The sequence below is a fragment of the Rhizobium croatiense genome, from assembly GCF_019793465.1.
In the GTDB taxonomy this organism is placed as follows: Bacteria; Pseudomonadota; Alphaproteobacteria; order Rhizobiales; family Rhizobiaceae; genus Rhizobium; species Rhizobium croatiense.
Genome location: NZ_JAILYJ010000003.1, coordinates 14,453 through 32,513 on the forward strand (window position 1 = coordinate 14,453; position 18,061 = coordinate 32,513).

General features: G+C 63.7%; 12 protein-coding genes. 5 read left to right on the top strand and 7 right to left on the bottom strand.

Annotated elements, in window-relative coordinates; translation table 11 throughout:
• Window positions 1-40: 40 nt before the first annotated feature.
• Window positions 41-2,551 (top strand): ligase-associated DNA damage response DEXH box helicase, encoded by a 2,511-nt coding sequence (locus K6M89_RS05700; RefSeq protein WP_222138731.1) that lies wholly within the window; start codon window positions 41-43, stop codon window positions 2,549-2,551.
• A 25-nt stretch (window positions 2,552-2,576) separates the two neighbouring features.
• Window positions 2,577-3,302, top strand: a complete 726-nt coding sequence (gene pdeM / locus K6M89_RS05705; RefSeq protein ID WP_222139025.1) for a ligase-associated DNA damage response endonuclease PdeM — start codon at window positions 2,577-2,579, stop codon at window positions 3,300-3,302.
• A 230-nt stretch (window positions 3,303-3,532) separates the two neighbouring features.
• Here pdeM and K6M89_RS05710 read toward each other — a convergent pair whose 3' ends face one another.
• The 7 genes from K6M89_RS05710 to K6M89_RS05740 all read right to left on the bottom strand — a co-directional run bounded on the left by K6M89_RS05710 (window position 3,533) and on the right by K6M89_RS05740 (window position 12,330).
• Window positions 3,533-4,114 carry a transglycosylase SLT domain-containing protein gene (locus K6M89_RS05710; protein WP_222138732.1) on the bottom strand — a complete coding sequence of 194 codons (582 nt, stop codon included), beginning with the start codon at window positions 4,112-4,114 and terminating at the stop codon, window positions 3,533-3,535.
• A gap of 155 nt (window positions 4,115-4,269) precedes the next feature.
• Complete coding sequence (locus tag K6M89_RS05715) at window positions 4,270-4,827, bottom strand: dihydrofolate reductase family protein (protein WP_097582403.1); 558 nt, start codon at window positions 4,825-4,827, stop codon at window positions 4,270-4,272.
• Between the two features lie 172 nt (window positions 4,828-4,999).
• Window positions 5,000-5,800, bottom strand: a complete 801-nt coding sequence (locus K6M89_RS05720) for a TIGR02186 family protein (RefSeq protein WP_097582405.1) — start codon at window positions 5,798-5,800, stop codon at window positions 5,000-5,002.
• Entirely contained in the window at window positions 5,800-6,720 is a 921-nt protein-coding gene (locus K6M89_RS05725; RefSeq protein WP_097582406.1) for a sulfite exporter TauE/SafE family protein, read from the bottom strand. Before K6M89_RS05725 ends, K6M89_RS05720 begins: the two co-directional genes overlap by 1 nt.
• Window positions 6,721-7,049: 329 nt before the next feature.
• Window positions 7,050-10,826 (bottom strand): SEL1-like repeat protein, encoded by a 3,777-nt coding sequence (locus K6M89_RS05730; RefSeq protein WP_222138733.1) that lies wholly within the window; start codon window positions 10,824-10,826, stop codon window positions 7,050-7,052.
• Between the two features lie 318 nt (window positions 10,827-11,144).
• Window positions 11,145-11,510, bottom strand: coding sequence for a VOC family protein (locus tag K6M89_RS05735; RefSeq protein WP_222138734.1), 366 nt, complete (start codon window positions 11,508-11,510; stop codon window positions 11,145-11,147).
• A gap of 130 nt (window positions 11,511-11,640) precedes the next feature.
• Window positions 11,641-12,330 carry a DNA-3-methyladenine glycosylase I gene (locus tag K6M89_RS05740; protein WP_097582412.1) on the bottom strand — a complete coding sequence of 230 codons (690 nt, stop codon included), beginning with the start codon at window positions 12,328-12,330 and terminating at the stop codon, window positions 11,641-11,643.
• Window positions 12,331-12,602: 272 nt separating this feature from the next.
• On the opposite strand from K6M89_RS05740, the gene K6M89_RS05745 reads away from it, so the two are divergent.
• The 3 genes from K6M89_RS05745 to K6M89_RS05755 all read left to right on the top strand — a co-directional run bounded on the left by K6M89_RS05745 (window position 12,603) and on the right by K6M89_RS05755 (window position 17,995).
• Window positions 12,603-14,399, top strand: a complete 1,797-nt coding sequence (locus tag K6M89_RS05745) for an acyl-CoA dehydrogenase C-terminal domain-containing protein (RefSeq protein WP_222138735.1) — start codon at window positions 12,603-12,605, stop codon at window positions 14,397-14,399.
• Between the two features lie 100 nt (window positions 14,400-14,499).
• Window positions 14,500-15,708 carry an acetyl-CoA C-acetyltransferase gene (locus K6M89_RS05750; protein WP_222138736.1) on the top strand — a complete coding sequence of 403 codons (1,209 nt, stop codon included), beginning with the start codon at window positions 14,500-14,502 and terminating at the stop codon, window positions 15,706-15,708.
• Between the two features lie 70 nt (window positions 15,709-15,778).
• Window positions 15,779-17,995, top strand: a complete 2,217-nt coding sequence (locus tag K6M89_RS05755) for a 3-hydroxyacyl-CoA dehydrogenase NAD-binding domain-containing protein (RefSeq protein WP_222138737.1) — start codon at window positions 15,779-15,781, stop codon at window positions 17,993-17,995.
• Window positions 17,996-18,061: the final 66 nt, after the last annotated feature.

Below are 18,061 nucleotides of genomic sequence, written 5' to 3' on the forward strand. Positions count from 1 at the left end.
CCGCCCTTCTTTTTCGCCCGTTTTTCACTACCTTCGGGATGTGGACCAGATCGATTCCGAAGCCCGCGCCCTGCTTCCTGCCGACTTTACCCGCTGGTTTGCGGAAAAGGGCTGGCGCCCGCGCGCCCATCAGCTGGAATTGCTTGCCCGCGCCGAGGCCGGCGAAAGCACGCTGCTGATCGCCCCCACCGGCGCCGGCAAGACGCTCGCTGGTTTTCTGCCGTCGCTCACCGATCTCACCCGCCGCGGTCGCATTCCGCCGGGCTCCGCCTTTACCGGCATCCATACGCTCTATGTCTCGCCGCTGAAGGCGCTGGCGATCGACATCGAGCGCAATCTGATGAAGCCGGTCGCGGAAATGGGCCTGCCGGTCACCGTCGAAAACCGCACCGGCGATACGCCGAACGCCAAGCGCCAGCGCCAGAAGCTCAATCCGCCGGATATTCTGCTGACGACGCCCGAACAGGTCGCACTGCTTCTCGCCAACCGCGAAGCCGAGCGTTTCTTCAAGGACCTGAAATATGTGGTGCTCGACGAATTGCATTCGCTCGTCACCTCCAAGCGCGGCCACATGCTGTCGCTCGGCCTTGCCCGCCTGCGCCGCCTTGCCCCAGGCCTGAAGACCATCGGCCTGTCGGCGACCGTCGCCGAGCCGATGGATCTGCAGAAATGGCTGGTCGCTCAGGAGGAGGGCAGGGAGCATCACGCCGGCCTCGTGGTCGTCGAAGGCGGCGCCAAGCCTGACATTTCGATCTTGTCCACCGAGGAGCGCATTCCCTGGGCCGGCCATTCCGCCAAATATGCCATTCCCGATGTCTACCGGCAGCTCCTCGACCATCAGACGACGCTGCTGTTCGTCAACACCCGCAGCCAGGCCGAAATGCTGTTCCAGGAACTCTGGACGATCAATGACGACAACCTGCCGATCGCCCTCCATCACGGCTCGCTCGATGTCGCCCAGCGCCGCAAGGTCGAGGCGGCGATGGCCGAAAACCGGTTGCGCGCCGTCGTCGCCACTTCGACGCTCGATCTCGGCATCGACTGGGGCGATGTCGATCTCGTCATCCATGTCGGCGCGCCGAAGGGCGCCTCGCGTCTTGCCCAGCGCATCGGCCGCGCCAATCACCGCATGGACGAGCCCTCGAAGGCGATCCTCGTGCCCGCCAACCGTTTCGAGGTCATGGAATGCCAGGCGGCGCTCGACGCCAATTATCTCGGCGCCCAGGACACGCCGCCGGTCGGCCGCGGCGCGCTTGACGTGCTCGCCCAGCACGTGCTCGGCATGGCCTGCGCCGAACCCTTCGACATGCTGGAACTCTATGACGAGATCACCAGCGCCTCGCCCTATGCCGATCTCACCTGGGAAAACTTCGAACGCGTCGTCGATTTCGTCGCGACCGGCGGTTATGCGCTGAGGACCTACGAGCGTTACGCCCGCATCCGCAAGACCAAGGAGGGACGCTGGCGGGTCTCCAATCCTGCCGTCGCCCAGCAATATCGCCTTAACCTCGGCACCATCGTCGAAAGCCCGATGCTGAACATCCGCATGGTCAAGCGCGGCGAGGGCGGCCGGATCGGCCGCGGCGGCGCCACGCTGGGCAAGGTCGAGGAATATTTCCTCGAGCAATTGTCGCCCGGAGATACCTTCATCTTCTCCGGCAAGGTGCTGCGCTTCGAAGGCATCCGCGAAAACGAATGCCTGGCCTCGCAGGCCTTCTCGCTCGATGCGAAGATCCCCTCCTATGCCGGCGGCAAATTCCCGCTGTCGACCTATCTCGCCGAACAGGTGCGGGCGATGATCGCCGATCCCGACCGCTGGCGCCAGCTGCCGGATCAGGTGCGCGACTGGCTGTCGCTGCAGACGGACAAGTCGATGCTGCCGAAGCGCGACGAGTTCCTGATCGAAACCTTCCCGCGCGGCAGCCGCTTCTATATGGTCGCCTATCCCTTCGAGGGCCGTCTCGCCCATCAGACGCTCGGAATGCTGCTGACGCGCCGGCTGGACCGGGCCGGCGCCAAGCCGCTCGGCTTCGTCGCCACCGATTATTCTCTCGCCATCTGGGGGCTGGAGGATATGGGCCTGATGATCGGCAACGGCCGGCTCAGCCTTTCCGACCTCTTCGACGCGGACATGCTGGGCGACGATCTCGAAGCCTGGCTCAACGAATCCTTCCTGTTGAAGCGCACCTTCCGCAATTGCGCCGTGATTGCAGGCTTGATCGAGCGCCGCCATCCTGGCAAGGAAAAGAGCGGCCGCCAGATCACCGTCTCCGCCGATCTAATCTATGACGTGCTGCGCAGCCACGAGCCGGATCACATCCTCTTGCAGGCGACGCGGCAGGATGCGGCGACCGGACTTTTGGATATAAGCCGACTTGGCGATATGCTGATGCGAATCAGGGGCCATATCACCCATCGCCCGCTCGACCATATTTCCCCGCTCGCCGTGCCGGTGATGCTGGAGATCGGACGCGAAGCGGTGCCGGGCGAGGCCCATGACGCATTGCTCGCCGAAGCGGCGGACGATCTGATCGCCGAAGCGATGGCCTGAGACCTGTTTGGGAATAACGACCGTGATGAACCGCCTGGCGCTCGCGCGCGACATTTCAGGATTGGCCGCGGTGCCGGGCATCGAGACGTCGATCCATGGCATTGCCGCCGTCTGCGATCCGCTCGGCGCCCTCTATCTGCCCGATGCCGGCCTGCTTGTCGTCTCCGACCTGCATCTGGAAAAGGGTGCGGCCTTCGCCCGACGCGGCATGATGCTGCCGCCCTATGATACGCTGGCGACCCTGACCGTGCTGGCCGCGGTCATCTCGCGCTATGATCCGAAGCTCGTCGTCTCGCTCGGCGACAATTTCCACGACCGCATCGGCTCCGCGCATCTGCCAGAGAACTTTCGGGCGCTGATCGTCGCCATGGCGCGCGGCCGCGAATGGATCTGGATCAACGGCAATCACGACCCCGACGGCGTCGTCGATCTGCCCGGCGCTTGCACCGACGAGATGCATTATGCCGGCCTGACCTTCCGCCACGAGCCGAAAAACGGCCTGCAGAGCGGCGAAATCGCCGGCCACCTGCACCCGTCGGCGACCGTGCGCCGGCGCGAGAGATCGATCCGCCGCCCGTGTTTTGCCACCGACGGCGCCCGCCTGCTAATGCCCGCCTTCGGCGTCATGAGCGGCGGCTTGGATCTCGGCCATCAGGCGATGAAGGACCTGTTCGACAGGGCGGCGCTGGTGGCGCATCTGTTGGGGCGGGACCGGATTTATTCGGTCAGGTATGGGAATTTGAGGGGGTAGGAACTGTTACCCCTGATAGGGTGTGCCGTGTAAGGCCCCCTGCCCTGCCGGGCATCTCCCCCACGGGTGGGGAGATTGGCTGGGCGCGATGGCATCCCCAAACAACAAACGTCACAGCCGCCGCAACGGCAGACGGAGTGAGAAGGCCAAGCCACTTGTGATCTCCCCACCTGTGGGGGAGATGCCCGGCAGGGCAGAGGGGGGCGGCCACGGCGCACCCTAATTATTGCTTAGTTGCACCCCTGCAATTGCTGCTGATAGGTCCATGCCATCCGCGCGAACTTCTGCGCCGTCTGCTGTAACTGCCCGTTCGAGCGCCAGTCGCCGCGCTTATATCCCGTCGGACCGGAATAATAAGCGAGATAGAGATTATAGGCGTCGGTCAGCGGAATGCCGGTCTCCACGCTGTTCTGGTAATGATACCAGCCGATGAAATCGATGGCGTCGGTGAAGTTCGTCCGCCGTGCCGCCCAGTTCCCGGTCTGCGACTGATAGTGATCCCACGTTCCGTCGAGCGCCTGCGAATAGCCGTAGGCGGTCGATGGCCGGGTCCAGGGAATGAAGCCGAAGAGCTTGGTGCGCGGTGGCCGCGCATAGGGCTGGAAGCCGGATTCGGTGTACATCGTCGCCATCAGGATCGGCACGGGCACGCCGTATTTCTTTTCCGTCCGTTCAGCCGCCCTCTGCCAGCTGGAAAAAAGCCCCTCGCGCTGGTCGAACACGGCGCAGATGTTTCTCGTCTGCTTCGGCGCCGTCGCGCAGCCGGCAAGCAGCGCGAAACCCACGGCGGTCAGAACGATACGAGTACGCATAACAAAACCTCTCGTTTCAGAGAGATTACTAACTCGTAAACGTTAAGAACCGGTTTTTACTCAAATACGAAGCTTTTTAGAAAGGGTAAGGCCACGGGGTGAAGACCCCTCCCCAACCCCTCCCCGCAAGGGGGAGGGGCTATGCGCGGCACCCGCTACGCCTTGACGGGTTCATAGCGCAGGATTACCGCGCCGCTTGCCGTCGTTGAGGATTCAATGAGTTTCAGCGGCAGCTGGGCCGCAGCCGCCTTGAAAAGCGGATTGCCGCCGCCGAGGATGACGGGCACCACGCAGACCCTGATTTCATCGATCAGGCCCGCTTTCAGCAAGCTGTCGGCAAGCTCGGCACTGCCGAAGATGAAGATCGTCTTGCCGTCCTCCTGCTTCAGCTTCGTCAGTTCGGGGATCGGATCGCTGACGATGCGGGCATTGTTCCAGCCGGGCTCGGTCATTGTCCGCGAAACGGCGATCTTGGCGATGCCGTTCATATAGGCCTTGATCTTGTCTTCGCTCCCGGCGGTCGGCCAATAGGAAGCCATGCCCTCATAGGTCTTGCGGCCGAAGACCAGGAGATCGCCTTCTTCGCCGAAATGCTCGGCCAGGCGCTGCAGCTCCGGCCCCCAGGCGAGATTGTGGAAGTCTATATCCCACGGTTTCGTACCCTCGAAATAGCCGTCGAGCGTCATCAGGTTCCAGACAACAAGCTTTCTCATCTCCAATCCTCCTTCCAAACCACAATCAGAACCGGTTGCCTTTAGCAACTGGTTGAAGGCTAAATCGACTGATAGCGAATTGCAAGCGGTTTTTGTGGCCGATCGATGGCCGCCAGCGAACCAAAGCCTCACTCTTGTCTGGAAAAATTTGCCGGGCGTCGCTCTGCGCGGATCAGTCCTTGCGGAAGATCAGGCTGGCGCCCCAGCCGGTGACCACGGCGAGCAGCACGGCCGCACAGCCGTATAGGATCGGCTGGTCATGCGCCGCATCGGTGATCGTCTGCTCGATGCCCGTCTTGATGACGCGCAGCGGCAGCGATTTCTCGGTGACGAGATTGCCGCTCTTGAAGAGGTAGGCGCGCACCGTATGCACCCCGTTCGGAATATTTGCCGGCAGGCGCAGGCCCGCCTTGAACAGGTTCGAGGAAACGAACCGCACGCCGCTCGGATTGCGGTCATAAAGCGCGCCTCCCTGCTGCAGCCGCAGGAAAGCCTGGCGGAATTCGCCGAGATTGCTGCCGTCGCCGACGAAGCCGACCGGCGTCAGCGGAATGTGATCGATGCCGATCCCCTGATCGGTCAGTTCGAGCGGCGTCGTCAGATCGTCGATCATTCGCGAGCTCGACATCGAATAGGAATGCGGCACCGCCTCGAAGGTCATCGAGCGCGTATTCACCCAGATGCCGAAGACGCGTTCCTTCTTGCGCACCGTCGCATCCTGGCGCGGGCCTTCCAGCACTACGACCACGTCATATTGGCCGATGGCGAGCAGCAGCTGATCGGTGTTGGAGAGCGCCCCGAAGATCGTGAGATCGGCGCCGTGGAAGTCCGAGGTGATGGCGATTTCGCTGGTCGAGGTGCCGATCTCAAGCCCTTCGCGCACCGCTTCCGTTGATTGTCCCGGCAGCCATTGCGCGCCGGCGGTCGCCGGCAGCAGGCAAAGAAGCGCGAGGAAGGCGGCGAGCAGACGCATCAGTTACCCCCCATCACCACCGAATAGACGTCGGCCGGCGTTACCACCAGCGCGATCGCCAGACGCAGGCCAACGGCCAGCACCAGCAGGCCGAGCAGGGCGCGCAGCTGTTCGCCACGCAGCTTCTGGCCGACGCGAACGCCATATTGCGCGCCGATCACACCCGCGACCATCAGGATAAAGGCAAGCACGATGTCGACGGAGAAGTTCGTCGCCGCCTGCACGATCGTCGTATAGGCGGTCACGAAGATGATCTGGTAGAGCGAGGTGCCGACCACGACATTGGTCGGGATGCGCAGGAGATAGATCATCGCCGGCACCATGATGAAGCCGCCGCCGACGCCCATGATCGAGGTGAGGATGCCGATCGCAAAGCCGAGTGCCACGATCGGAATGACGCTCAGAAAGATCTTCGATTTCTTGAAGCGCACCTTGAGCGGCAGCTTGTGCACCCAGTGCTGGTGGCCCGGCTTGCGCGGCGCCGGCGGTTCGTTGCGGGCGGCGCGGCGCATGGCATTGATGCTTTCGAGCAGCATCAGCCCACCGACAGTCCCGAGGAAGATGACGTACATCAGCGAGATTATGAGGTCGAGCTGGCCCACGCGGCGCAAAAGCGAAAAGATCCAGATACCGACCGTGGCGCCTGAAAGACCGCCGACCAGAAGCACCGTGCCGAGCTTGACGTCGAGGGTGCCGCGCCGGAAATGGGTGATCGCGCCCGAAATCGACGACGCCACCACCTGGTTGGCGCCGGTGGCCACCGCGACGACAGGGGGGATATTGTAGAAGATCAGCAGCGGCGTGATGAGAAAACCGCCGCCGACACCGAACATTCCTGACAGGAATCCGACGGCCGCCCCCATGCCGAGAATGATGAAAATGTTCACCGACAATTCTGCGATAGGCAGATAGATTGTCACAACCGACCCCGAATGATGACCGCCCCTGCCGGGCGGTTTCCGTCACGTCCCCGTTCGAATGCGCACCATACTGCGAAATCGTTGCCAGAGGCTTTCGATCAGCCCCCAGGAGCGATGGAGATCGAGAGTGGACGATTCGATGGATGCGCCGAGCGATCTGTCCCGCATAATCCGGCTTTTTTCAGATTGCGTGACAGGCGGCGGAAAAAATCGAGATGCCTTTGTGCCGCAAGCCTTCTGTAGCGCGATTCCAGCAAAAGGGCGGCGCGGTTTGCGCCCGGCTTGGCGCAAACAGGACATCGTCATGTCCGTAGCCGGCGGGAACCGTTCTAGATCGCCTTGGCCACCTGCTTGTTGCGCTCGAGCAGCGCCCTGACCGTCGCATCGGTCACCTTGCCGTCCGGCTGCTGGCCGATCGACTTCTGGAAGTTCTTGATCGCGGTCACGGTCTTTGCGCCCATTTCGCCGTCCGGCACGCCGGCGTCGAAGCCGTTATTGTTGAGGATGGCCTGGATGTTGCGGATCGCCTTCTTCATGTCGACGGAGGCCGTCTTCGCGCCGGTACCCGCCCATTCGTCGGGGATGTCGATGCCGTTGGCGCGGTGGTCGAGCGTCTCCGGCTGCCAGAGATCGGCCTTGGCGCGGGCGCGCTCGAGCTGTTCGGGCTTCATCGCGTTGGCGACCTCGTCGCGCTTCTGGGCCGCATCCTTGTCACCGGCCTTGGCGGCGACTGCAAACCACTTGTAGGATTCTTCGAGGTCGGCCGGAACGCCGTTGCCCCTCGCGCAGAGGATCGCTAGGTTGAACTGGCTGTCGGTGATGCCGAGGTTGGCGGCCTTGATGAACCAGGAGGCGGCCGTCGTATAATCCTGCTGGCCGAGCGCGCCGGAGGCGTGGAGCACGGCGAGATTATGCATGGCGCTGGCATTGCCCTGGTTTGCGGCCTGCTCGTAGAAGGTCTTTGCCTTGGCGATGTCGCGTTCGACGCCGTTGCCTTTCTCATACATGCTGCCGAGCCGGTACTGCGCCGGCGCAAAACCCTTGTCGGCCGAAAGCTGGTACCAGCCTGCGGCCTGCTTCTGATCGACGGCCATGCCGTTGCGGCCGTCCGAATAGCGCGCGCCGATCTCGAACAGCGCCAGCGCATCGCCGCCCTGCGCCGCATCTGCAAGCGATTTCGGCTGCACGGTGTCGGGAATGGTGATGGCGGCCTGCGGCGCTGCGGCTGGCGTATTCGGAACGAAGCCCGATGTTCCCTGCGTTGGGCTGGACGAAGCGGCGGGCGCAAAATTTGCAGCTCCTTCGGCGTCAAGCGGGGCAGCGTCGGTCAGATGATCGCCGGCGGCGGGTGCGGTTGTTTCCGGCTGCTCCCGGTCGGCGGCCGGGGGAGCCGTCTCGACTGCGGGAGCGTTCACCTCCGCAGCGCCGGTGTCGGGCTGGGCGGACGTCCCATCCGGCAAGGCCGGCTGCGGGTTATCCGTTGCTCCGGTCAGCGCCGAGACCTCCGCCGGCGGCTGCGGCGCGGGTTCGCCGCTCGTCAGCGTCCGGGCCAGCGGAAAGGCCATGATGGCGAGCAGCACGGCGCCGACCGCCAGCAGGATCGGCCGGCGGTAGCGCGAAAAGGCGCTGACCTTGCCGGTTTTCCCCGTCTGGTCGTTCTTGCCCAACTTGTCAGCCTTGGCTGTCGCGCCCTTCTTCTCGGCCTTGGCGGCCGCTTGCTTCGGATTGGCGTCCACTTCCATCGCGGCTGCCTGCGCCGCCCGGCGCGCAGCGGCGATGTAATCGGCGCGATCGGTCTCGACGGGAGGTTTACCGCGTGCGGCACTCTGGCTGGCGCGCACCCGTTCAAGGATCTTCTTGACGTCAGGCGCGCCCGAACCCGGCTCCAGCAGTTCGTTCGCGGCATCCGTCGGAACCACGTCGGCAGGATCGATCGACGGCGCGGGGTCGATCACCGCCCGTTCGGCGGCCTTCGTCTCGGCTTTCTTGCCGGGGCGCAACCGCTTGCCGAGGCTGGCGAGCAGACTGGATTTTGCCGGCGCCGGCGTCGCCGCCTCCGGCGTTCTGGTCGCCGCTTCGATGGCGATCGCGCTCGCTCCGCTCATGACCGCGGCCTGCGCCGGGGCGGCAGGTTCGGCTGCGACCTCAACCGGGCGGATGACCGGAGAGGCCATCGCTGCCGGGGCAGCTTCCGGCGTCCGGGCGGCCTCGGCCACCATCAGCGCGTAAGGGTCGACATCGAAATCGACGTCGGCGACCGGCATCGGGGCGACCGGCCGTCCGCGCTCTTCCATCCCGTCGAGGCGGTCGGCGATATGCACCAGCGTCTCATGCAGCGCCTTGAAAGTCTTGTGCGTGCGCTCCTCGCTGTCGCGGCTGATATCCTCGAGGTGGCGCAGATCCTCGGCCAGCGCCGTCAGCGCCGACATGTCGGCAGCGGGCACGCCGCCATGGGCGGCGCCATTGCGCGAATAGGCCTCGACGACGGCTTCCGCCGCCTGGCGTGCGGCTTCGATGATATATTCGTCGCTCGTCGCCATATAATCTTCGATCGCGCCCATGCGCTGGTCGAGATCGGCGGGGATCGCGGCGCTTTCGCGCGGCTCGCTCATCAGCGCCGAAAGATTGGCGATCTGGTCTTCGAGGTTTTTGAGCGCCCGCGGATCGGTCGGCGCTGCTGCTGTGCTCTCTTCCAGCCGGGCGGCGATATCGCTCAGCCGTCCTTCGAGACGCCGGAAGGCGCCGTCGTCGATCGCCGCGGCCGTCGCCGGCTGCGGATGGGCCATCTCGTCGATGCGCCGGGCGAGATAATCGAGCCGCTGCGCCAGCACGTCGTTGACGGCGCCGTTCTCGAGCGCGTCGATCTTGCGGGAGATGTCGGACAGGGGTCCGGTGAGGTCGGGCTGCGCGGCCGTCTGCTGCGTGCGCTCCAGCAGATAGGAAAGATGTTCCAGCCGCTCGTCGAGCCGCGACGTCGCTTCCGCCTTGGTCAGCTCCTCGACACGTTCCGTCAGCGCTTCCAGCCGCATTGCCAGCTCATCGGCCGGCGTCGCCCGGCTGGCGGCATCATGGCTCATCACGTCGATCTGGTCGGCGAGCGCCGAAAGCCGGCTTTCCAGCCGCTGCATCAGCGTCGGATCGCTGTTGGCGGCCGCACGTCCGCTGGCCGCGATCGCCCGGCTGATCTCGTCGAGCCGCATGTCCATGGCGGCGAACTGTTCGGCCATGACCCGGTCATGCGGCTGGATCATATTGCCGAACTGCTCCATCGCCGTGGCGATGGCGATGAGCTTGTCTTCCAGCGCGCGGACCGCCGGGCTTTCGCCCATGCCGCCGATATGGCGCTTGATGTCGTCGAGCCGGTAGGCGAGCGAAACCAGCTCTTCCTGCAGCCCCTCGGTATCGAGTGCGGCAAGCCGGTTTTCGAAGCCGTCCCAGCGGCTTTCCATGTGACGCAGCGATTCCTCGCGCGCCAGCCCGTCCATCAGCGATCGCAGGTCCTCGACATCTTCACGCAGGCCGGCCGCTTCCGCGCCGCCCGAGCGTCCGGTCAGCTGGGTGATGCTCTGGGCGAGGCGGTTCATGTCGGCGCGGATGTCGTCGGCGAAGCGGCCGTCTCCGGCACTTGTTTTGATCTCGCGCAGTTCCGTGCGCAGCGCGTTCATTTCGCGGGTGACGCCTTCGGAAATGTCGCGCTTCAGGTCCTGGCGCAGGTTGACAAGCGCCTGGGCGATTTCCGTCATCGTATCCTCGCCGGCGCGGAAGGCGGGTGCCGGCTGAGACGCTGCGGCGCGCGGCGCGGGTTCGCGCAGCTGCGGGGCCGGCTCGCGCCCGTAAGGCCGCTCGCGGCCGGCATCCAGCGCGCGCTGGCGCTGGCGGATTTCAGCAAGCGGATCCGGCCGCGGCTCGATCGGCGCTCTTGCCGGGCGCGGCGAATTGGCGCCGGCGTAAACGTCGCGCTCGGCCGTTGCCGTGCGCGGCCGCTGTTCGCGCCCGCTGCCCATCAGCCCTTCGATGCGCGCCTCCAGCCCTTCGATCGTGCGGTTCAGCGCATCGAGCGAGGTCCTGTCGGACTGCCGGGAAGGATTTGATCGCGATCCGTTCATCTTCTTGCTCGCTTCGACTGCTCGACCTCTCGTCAGAGCTCGATCCGTGGCTTTTCCGTCTGTGGCCAGCGTCTTCACGCCGACCGGAGCGCACCATCCACAAGAAGATCGTCAATTAGACTTTCCTCAGGCTGAACGATGTAGCGGCATCCTTTAGAAACGCGAGACTGTAAAAAGGAATGCGGGTCGCTACTGCTCAACCCGCACCTTTCACGAAACGTGGTAAACAAGCCGTTAATATCGATGAGAATTTTTTAACGTTTGTGTCTCAAACGCCGTTTTTGGCGGCAATTGCCGCTCATCCCGCCCGACGGCGCGTCAGGCCGGCCGCGGATATTGCAGTTCGATCTTCACGCCCTCGGGACCGTAAACGAAGACCTGGCCGAGGTCGGTGTCGGGAATATCGTAATATTCATAGCGATAGCCGCTCGCCTTGATGCGCTCCAGCGCCGGGGCGAATTCGTAAAGGCTGAAGGCGACATGATTGAAGATGCCCGGCGGAAAATCGGTGCTGCTCGATGTCAGGCTGAGATGAATGACCGGGTGGTCGTCCAGATAGAGCCAATGGCCGGGCGAGGGGAAGGGCGGCCGATAGCCTTCCTTGACGCCGAGAATGGCTTGCAGGAAGCCGATCATGGCAGGCGCATCGCGGGTATCGATTGTCACATGGTCCAGGCGCGGCATTGGTTCCTCCCTGCCAGTTCCGACGATACGTACTTAGCCTGTTCATCTCCGCCGCGGAAGTTGTTTCGCCGCAGGCGCTACCCTCCCGCCCCGGAAAGCGGCCGGACCGGAAAGAAGCGGAGCCGCAATTTCAGTGCGGCGCTCCCGCATCGATCGAATAGGCGCTGATGCGCGACAGATGGATGAAGGAAAGGCCGGTCTCCTCGGCCCAGTCGTTGAAGGCCTTCTGGATCGGCGGCTGGTCCTTCTTCGCCGTGCCGGAGGCAGACAGCGGCACGCCGGCCGATCTCAGGCAGGCAAGCACATCCATCGTCGCAACGAAGCTGTCGCGGCCGATGCCCCGCAGGAAATATTGTCCGGTCATGCCGCCGAGCCGGCTGCCGCGTTTGCTCAACAGGTCGAGGAGGCCAATCTGGTCTTCCCGCGGCCAGTCGGCGAAGAAGACGCCGGCGCTGCCGTATTCCTTCGCCAGCTCCCTGACGAAAGCGGCATTGGCGCGAACCGACATGATCTTCGCGCCATTGCGGATGATCCGCTCGTCCGAGGTCAGCTCATGCCAATAATCGTCGGGCGCGATATTCAGCATTGCCGGATCGAAACCGGAAAACGCCGCCTCGAAGCCCGGCCACTTCGCATCGATCACCTTCTGGACGAAGCCGCTGTAGAAGATGCGCCGGGTCATGTCGGCAAGAATGCGGTCGTCGGGCATGGCGCGCAGCCTCTCGTGATCCGGCCGATGCTTTTCCAGCAAGGCCTGCAGCGCGGCCGCGCCGCCTTTCCGCTGTTCCGCACGCTGCCTTATCGCCTCGAAACTGATCATCCCGGCGCCCCTCCTCTGGCATTCCCGAACTGCGGCCCAAATTTTACCGATCGAAAGACGCTGGCACTTATACCCCGTTCCACGATGGACAAGGAAGGGGGATGACGTCTCGTGCCTTCGGGCATTTGATCGTCCGCAGGTTCGCCGCCCGCGAATTTTTTCGAGAAAGATGGCGAAGCTGCGGAATTTGACGTTTACGCAAACGTCAATATTTTGTAAGACAGTGCCCGAGGCCGGTGCGACCCGGTCAGTCGAATGGAGGAATTCGCGAAATGCCAGTCTACAAGGCCCCGGTGAACGATACGCTCTTCGTCCTGAACGACGTGCTGGGCCTCGAACGCTACAACAATCTGCCGGGTTTTGCCGATGCGACGCCTGACATGATAGAGGCGATTCTCGGCGAGGCCGGAAAAGTTGCCGAGGAGGCGCTCTTCCCGGTGAATTATTCCGGCGATCAGGAAGGCTGCCATCGCAACGACGATGCCAGCGTCTCGACGCCGAAGGGCTTCAGAGAAGCTTACAAGGCTTATCGCGAAGGCGGCTGGATCGGCCTTGCGGTGCCGGAGGAATTCGGCGGGCAGGGGCTTCCCTATACGCTGCATTGCGCCGTCGGCGAATATACTTCTGCCGCCAACATGTCGCTGATGATGTATCCCGGCCTGACGCAGGGCGCGATCGCCGCGATCCTCGTCCATGGCACGCAGGAGCAGAAGGACACCTACCTGCCGAAGATGGTCGACGGCTCCTGGTCGGGCACCATGAACCTGACCGAGCCGCATTGCGGCACCGATCTCGGCATGCTGCGCACCAAGGCAGTGCCGCAGGCCGACGGCAGCTACAAAATATCAGGCCAGAAGATCTTCATCTCCGCCGGCGAACACGACCTGACCGATAATATCGTCCACCTGGTGCTCGCCCGCATCGAAGGCGCGCCCGAGGGCACCAAAGGCATCTCGCTGTTCATCGTTCCGAAATTCCTGGTCGGTGGGGACGGCGCGCCCGGCGCCCGCAATGCCGTTTCCTGCGGCGCGATCGAGCACAAGATGGGCATTCACGGCAACGCCACCTGCGTCATGAATTACGACGAGGCGACCGGTTTCCTGATCGGCGCCGAAAACCGCGGCCTCAATGCCATGTTCGTGATGATGAACGAGGCCCGGCTGATGGTCGGCCTGCAGGGCATCGCCATTTCCGAGATCGCCTATCAGAACGCCGCCGCCTATGCCCGCGACCGCATCCAGGGCCGCTCGCTGTCCGGCGTCAAGGCGCCCGATAAGAAGGCCGATCCGATCATCGTCCATCCCGATATCCGCCGCACGCTGATGACGATCCGCGCCTTCAACGAAGCCGGCCGCGCCTTCCTGCTGTGGACGGCGCTGAAGTCCGATATCGCTCATCGCGCCACCGGGGAGATGGAGCGCCAGACGGCCGACGACATTCTCGGCCTCGTCACCCCGATCCTCAAGGGCGTGATGACCGACAAGGGCTTCGACCATGCCGTCATGGCCCAGCAGGTCTTCGGCGGCCACGGCTATATCGAAGAACACGGCATGAGCCAGTATGTGCGCGATGCCCGCATTGCCATGATCTATGAAGGCGCCAACGGCATTCAGGCGCTGGACCTCGTCGGCCGCAAGCTCGCCTTGAACGGCGGCCGCGCCGCCATGGCCCTCTTCAAGGAGATCGGCGATTTCTGCGAGGAAAACCGCGGCGACGAAAAACTCTCCTTCTTCACCAAGCATCTGAAGAAGGGCTTGAACGACGTCCAGGCCGCGACCATGTGGTTCATGCAGAATGCCATGGCCAGGCCCGACAATGCCGGCGCTGGCTCGACCGACTATATGCATCTCTTCGGCCTCGTCGTCCTCGGCTATATGTGGGCGAAGATGGCGAAAGCGGCAGAGGATGGCCTTGCATCAGGCGATGCGAGCCGCGAGGATTTCCTGAAGAGCAAGCTGGTGACCGCCCGCTTCTTCATGGAACGCATCATGCCGGAAACCGCGCTGCGCAAGGCCCGCATCGAAGCCGGCGCCGATACGATGATGGAACTGGCCGCGGAAGCGTTTTGAGCCATTTCTCCCTCCCCCTTGTGGGGAGGGCTGGGGAGGGGTCCTTTCTCCTCCTTCCAAGATTCGAGGCAAGATAGATTGCCGTCAGGGAGACGAGACAATGACCGAGGTTTTCATTTACGATCACGTCCGCACGCCGCGCGGCCGCGGCAAAAAGGACGGCGCCCTGCATGAGGTGCCGTCCGTCCGCCTGGCGGCCAAGACGCTGGAAGCGATCCGCGACCGCAACGGGCTCGACACCACGACCGTCGACGACATCATCATGGGCTGCGTCGATCCGGTCATGGATGCCGGCGCCGTCATCCCCAAGGCCGCCGCCTTCGAAGCTGGGTACTCCACCCGGGCGCCCGGCATGCAGATCTCCCGCTTCTGCGCCTCCGGCCTCGATGCCGTCAATTTCGGCGCTGGCAAGATCGCCCAAGGCGCCGACGACATCGTCATCGCGGGCGGCGTCGAAAGCATGTCGCGTGTCGGCCTCGGCATGTCGGGCGGCGCCTGGTTCATGGACCCCTCGGTGAATTTCCCGGCCTATTTCATGCCGCAGGGCGTATCGGCCGATCTCATCGCCACCAAATACGGTTTCAGCAGGACCGATGTCGACGCCTACGCCGTCGAGAGCCAGAGGCGCGCTGGACATGCCTGGGAGCAGGGCTGGTTCGACAAGTCGGTCGTCCCGGTCAAGGATCAGAACGGCCTGACGATCCTCGATAAGGACGAGCATATGCGCCCCGGCACCGATATGCAGGCGCTCGCCTCCCTCAATCCTTCCTTCCAGATGCCCGGCGAGATGGGCGGCTTCGAGGCCGTCGGCATCCAGGCGCATCCGGAGATCGAGCGCATCAACTATGTCCATCATGCCGGCAATTCTTCCGGCATCGTCGATGGCGCCGGCGTTGTCCTGCTCGGCTCCAAGGCGGGTGGCGAGAGCATGGGACTGAAGCCCCGCGCCCGCATCAAGGCTTTCGCCAATATCGGCTCCGACCCGGCTCTGATGCTGACCGGCCCGGTCGATGTCACCGAGAAGCTGTTGAAGCGGACCGGCATGCGCCTTGCCGACATCGACCTCTTCGAGCTGAATGAGGCCTTCGCCGCCGTCGTGCTGCGCTACATGCAGGCCTTCGATATCGACCACGCCAAGATCAACGTCAACGGCGGCGCCATCGCCATGGGCCACCCGCTCGGCGCCACCGGCGCGATGATCCTCGGCACGGTGCTCGACGAACTCGAACGCCGCGACCGCAATACCGCGCTGGTGACGCTCTGCATCGGCGCTGGCATGGGCACGGCGACGGTTATCGAACGCGTTTGATCGGATCTGAACCCTCCCTTCTCGGGGAGGGGCTTCACCGCAAGAGAATTCAGGGAGAGGAATTCCCAAGATGAGCACCTACACCAATTTCACGCTCGAAACCGACGCCGATGGCATCGCTCTCGTCACCTGGGACATGCCCGGCAAATCGATGAACGTCTTCACCGCCGAGGTGATGGAAGAGCTCAACGCCATCATCGACGCCACGACTGCCGACGCCGCCGTCAAGGGCGTCGTCTTTACCTCAGGCAAGTCCTCCTTCTCAGGCGGCGCCGATCTGTCGATGATCAAGTCGATGTTCGGCTCTTATCAGGAGGAGAAGGCAAAGAGCCCGGAAACGGCTGTTCAGACGCTTTTCGGTCTCGTCGGCCGTATGTCCGGCCTGTTCCGCAAGCTCGAAACTTCGGGCAAGCCCTGGGTTTCGGCCATTAACGGCACCTGCATGGGCGGCGCTTTCGAACTGTCGCTCGCCTGCCACGGCCGCGTCGCCTCCAATGCCAAGAGCGTCAAGATCGCGCTGCCCGAGGTCAAGGTCGGCATCTTTCCCGGCGCCGGCGGCACCCAGCGCGTGCCGCGCCTCGCCAACGCTCAGGATGCGCTGCAGATGATGACGACCGGCCAGTCGCTCAGCGGCTCCCGCGCCAAGGCGATGAACCTCGTGCATCAGGTGGTCGAGCCGGATCAGCTGATCCCCGCCGCCAAGCAGATGATCAAGGATGGCCTGAAGCCGGTCGCTCCCTGGGACGAGAAGGGCTTCAAGCTGCCGGGCGGCGGCATCTGGACGCCGGCCTCCGCCCAGCTCTGGCCGGCCGCTCCGGCAATCCTGCGCCGCGAAACCTCCGGCAATTATCCCGCTGCGCTCGCCATCCTCAAATGCGTCTATGAAGGCCTGCAGGTGCCGTTCGACACGGGTCTCAAGATTGAGCAGCGTTATTTCACCGAGGTGCTGCAGACCCGCGAAGCTTTCTCGATGATCCGTTCGCTGTTCATCTCGATGCAGGAGCTCGGCAAGGGCGCCCGCCGCCCCGCCGGCATTCCCAAGACGGAACTGAAACATGTCGGCGTCGTCGGCGCCGGCTTCATGGGCGCGTCGATTGCCTATGTCACCGCCGCCGCCGGTCTACCGGTGACGCTGATCGACCGCGACATGGAAGCGGCCGCCAAGGGCAAGGCCGTCTGCGAAGGCCTGGTCAAGGATTCCGTCGGTAAGGGGCGGTTTACGCAGGATGAGGCCGCAGCCGTTCTAGCCCGCATCACGCCTGCCGCCGACTATGCCGGTCTCGCCAATGCCGATCTCGTCATCGAGGCGGTGTTCGAAGACCGTGAAGTGAAGAAATCGGTCATCGCGGCGATTGAAGCCGTACTTCCGGAAGGGGCGATCTTCGCCTCCAATACCTCGACCCTGCCGATCACGGGACTGGCGAAGAACTCGAAGCGCCCGGCCGATTTTATCGGCATCCACTTCTTCTCGCCCGTCGAAAAGATGATGCTGACCGAGGTCATCCTCGGCCGGGAGACGGGCGACAAGGCGCTGGCCGTCGCGCTCGATTATGTCGCGGCGATCAAGAAAACGCCGATTGTCGTCAACGACACCCGCGGCTTCTTCGTCAATCGCTGCGTGCTGCGCTACATGTCGGAAAGCTACGACATGTTGATCGAGGGCGTGCCGCCCGTCATGATCGAAAATGCCGCCAAGATGGCCGGCATGCCGGTTGGTCCCCTGGCGCTCAACGACGAGGTCGCCATCGACCTGTCGCTGAAGATCCTCAAGGCCACCGTCGCCGATCTCGGCGAGAAGGCCATCGACCCCAGGCACATGGAGTTGATCTCCCGCATGGTGGAAAAGGAAGGCCGCTTCGGCCGCAAGAATTCCAAGGGCTTCTACGACTATCCGCCGAAACCGGCGAAGAAGTCGCTCTGGCCCGAGCTCAAGGACTTCTATCCGCAGAAGAAGGCGGATGAGGTCGATGTCGCGGTGCTGAAGCAGCGCTTCCTTGTCATCATCGCGCTCGAAGCCGCCCGCACCGTCGAGGAAGGTATCGTCACCGATCCGCGCGAAGCCGACGTCGGCTCGATCCTCGGCTTCGGCTTCGCGCCCTATACCGGCGGGGCGCTGAGCTATATCGACGGCATGGGTGTAAAGGCCTTCGTCGCGTTGGCTGAGAAGTTAGCGTTGGCTTACGGAGATCACTTCAAGCCGACGCCGCTGCTGAAGGACATGGCCGTCAAGGGCGAGACGTTTTATGGGCGGTTTGATCCCTATGCAGGGGCGAAGGCAGCGGCGTAAGCGCGAATCGCGGCCTTGGTTTTAACGGGGCTATCTTTGCCGTTTTGCCGTGGCCGCCCCCTCTGC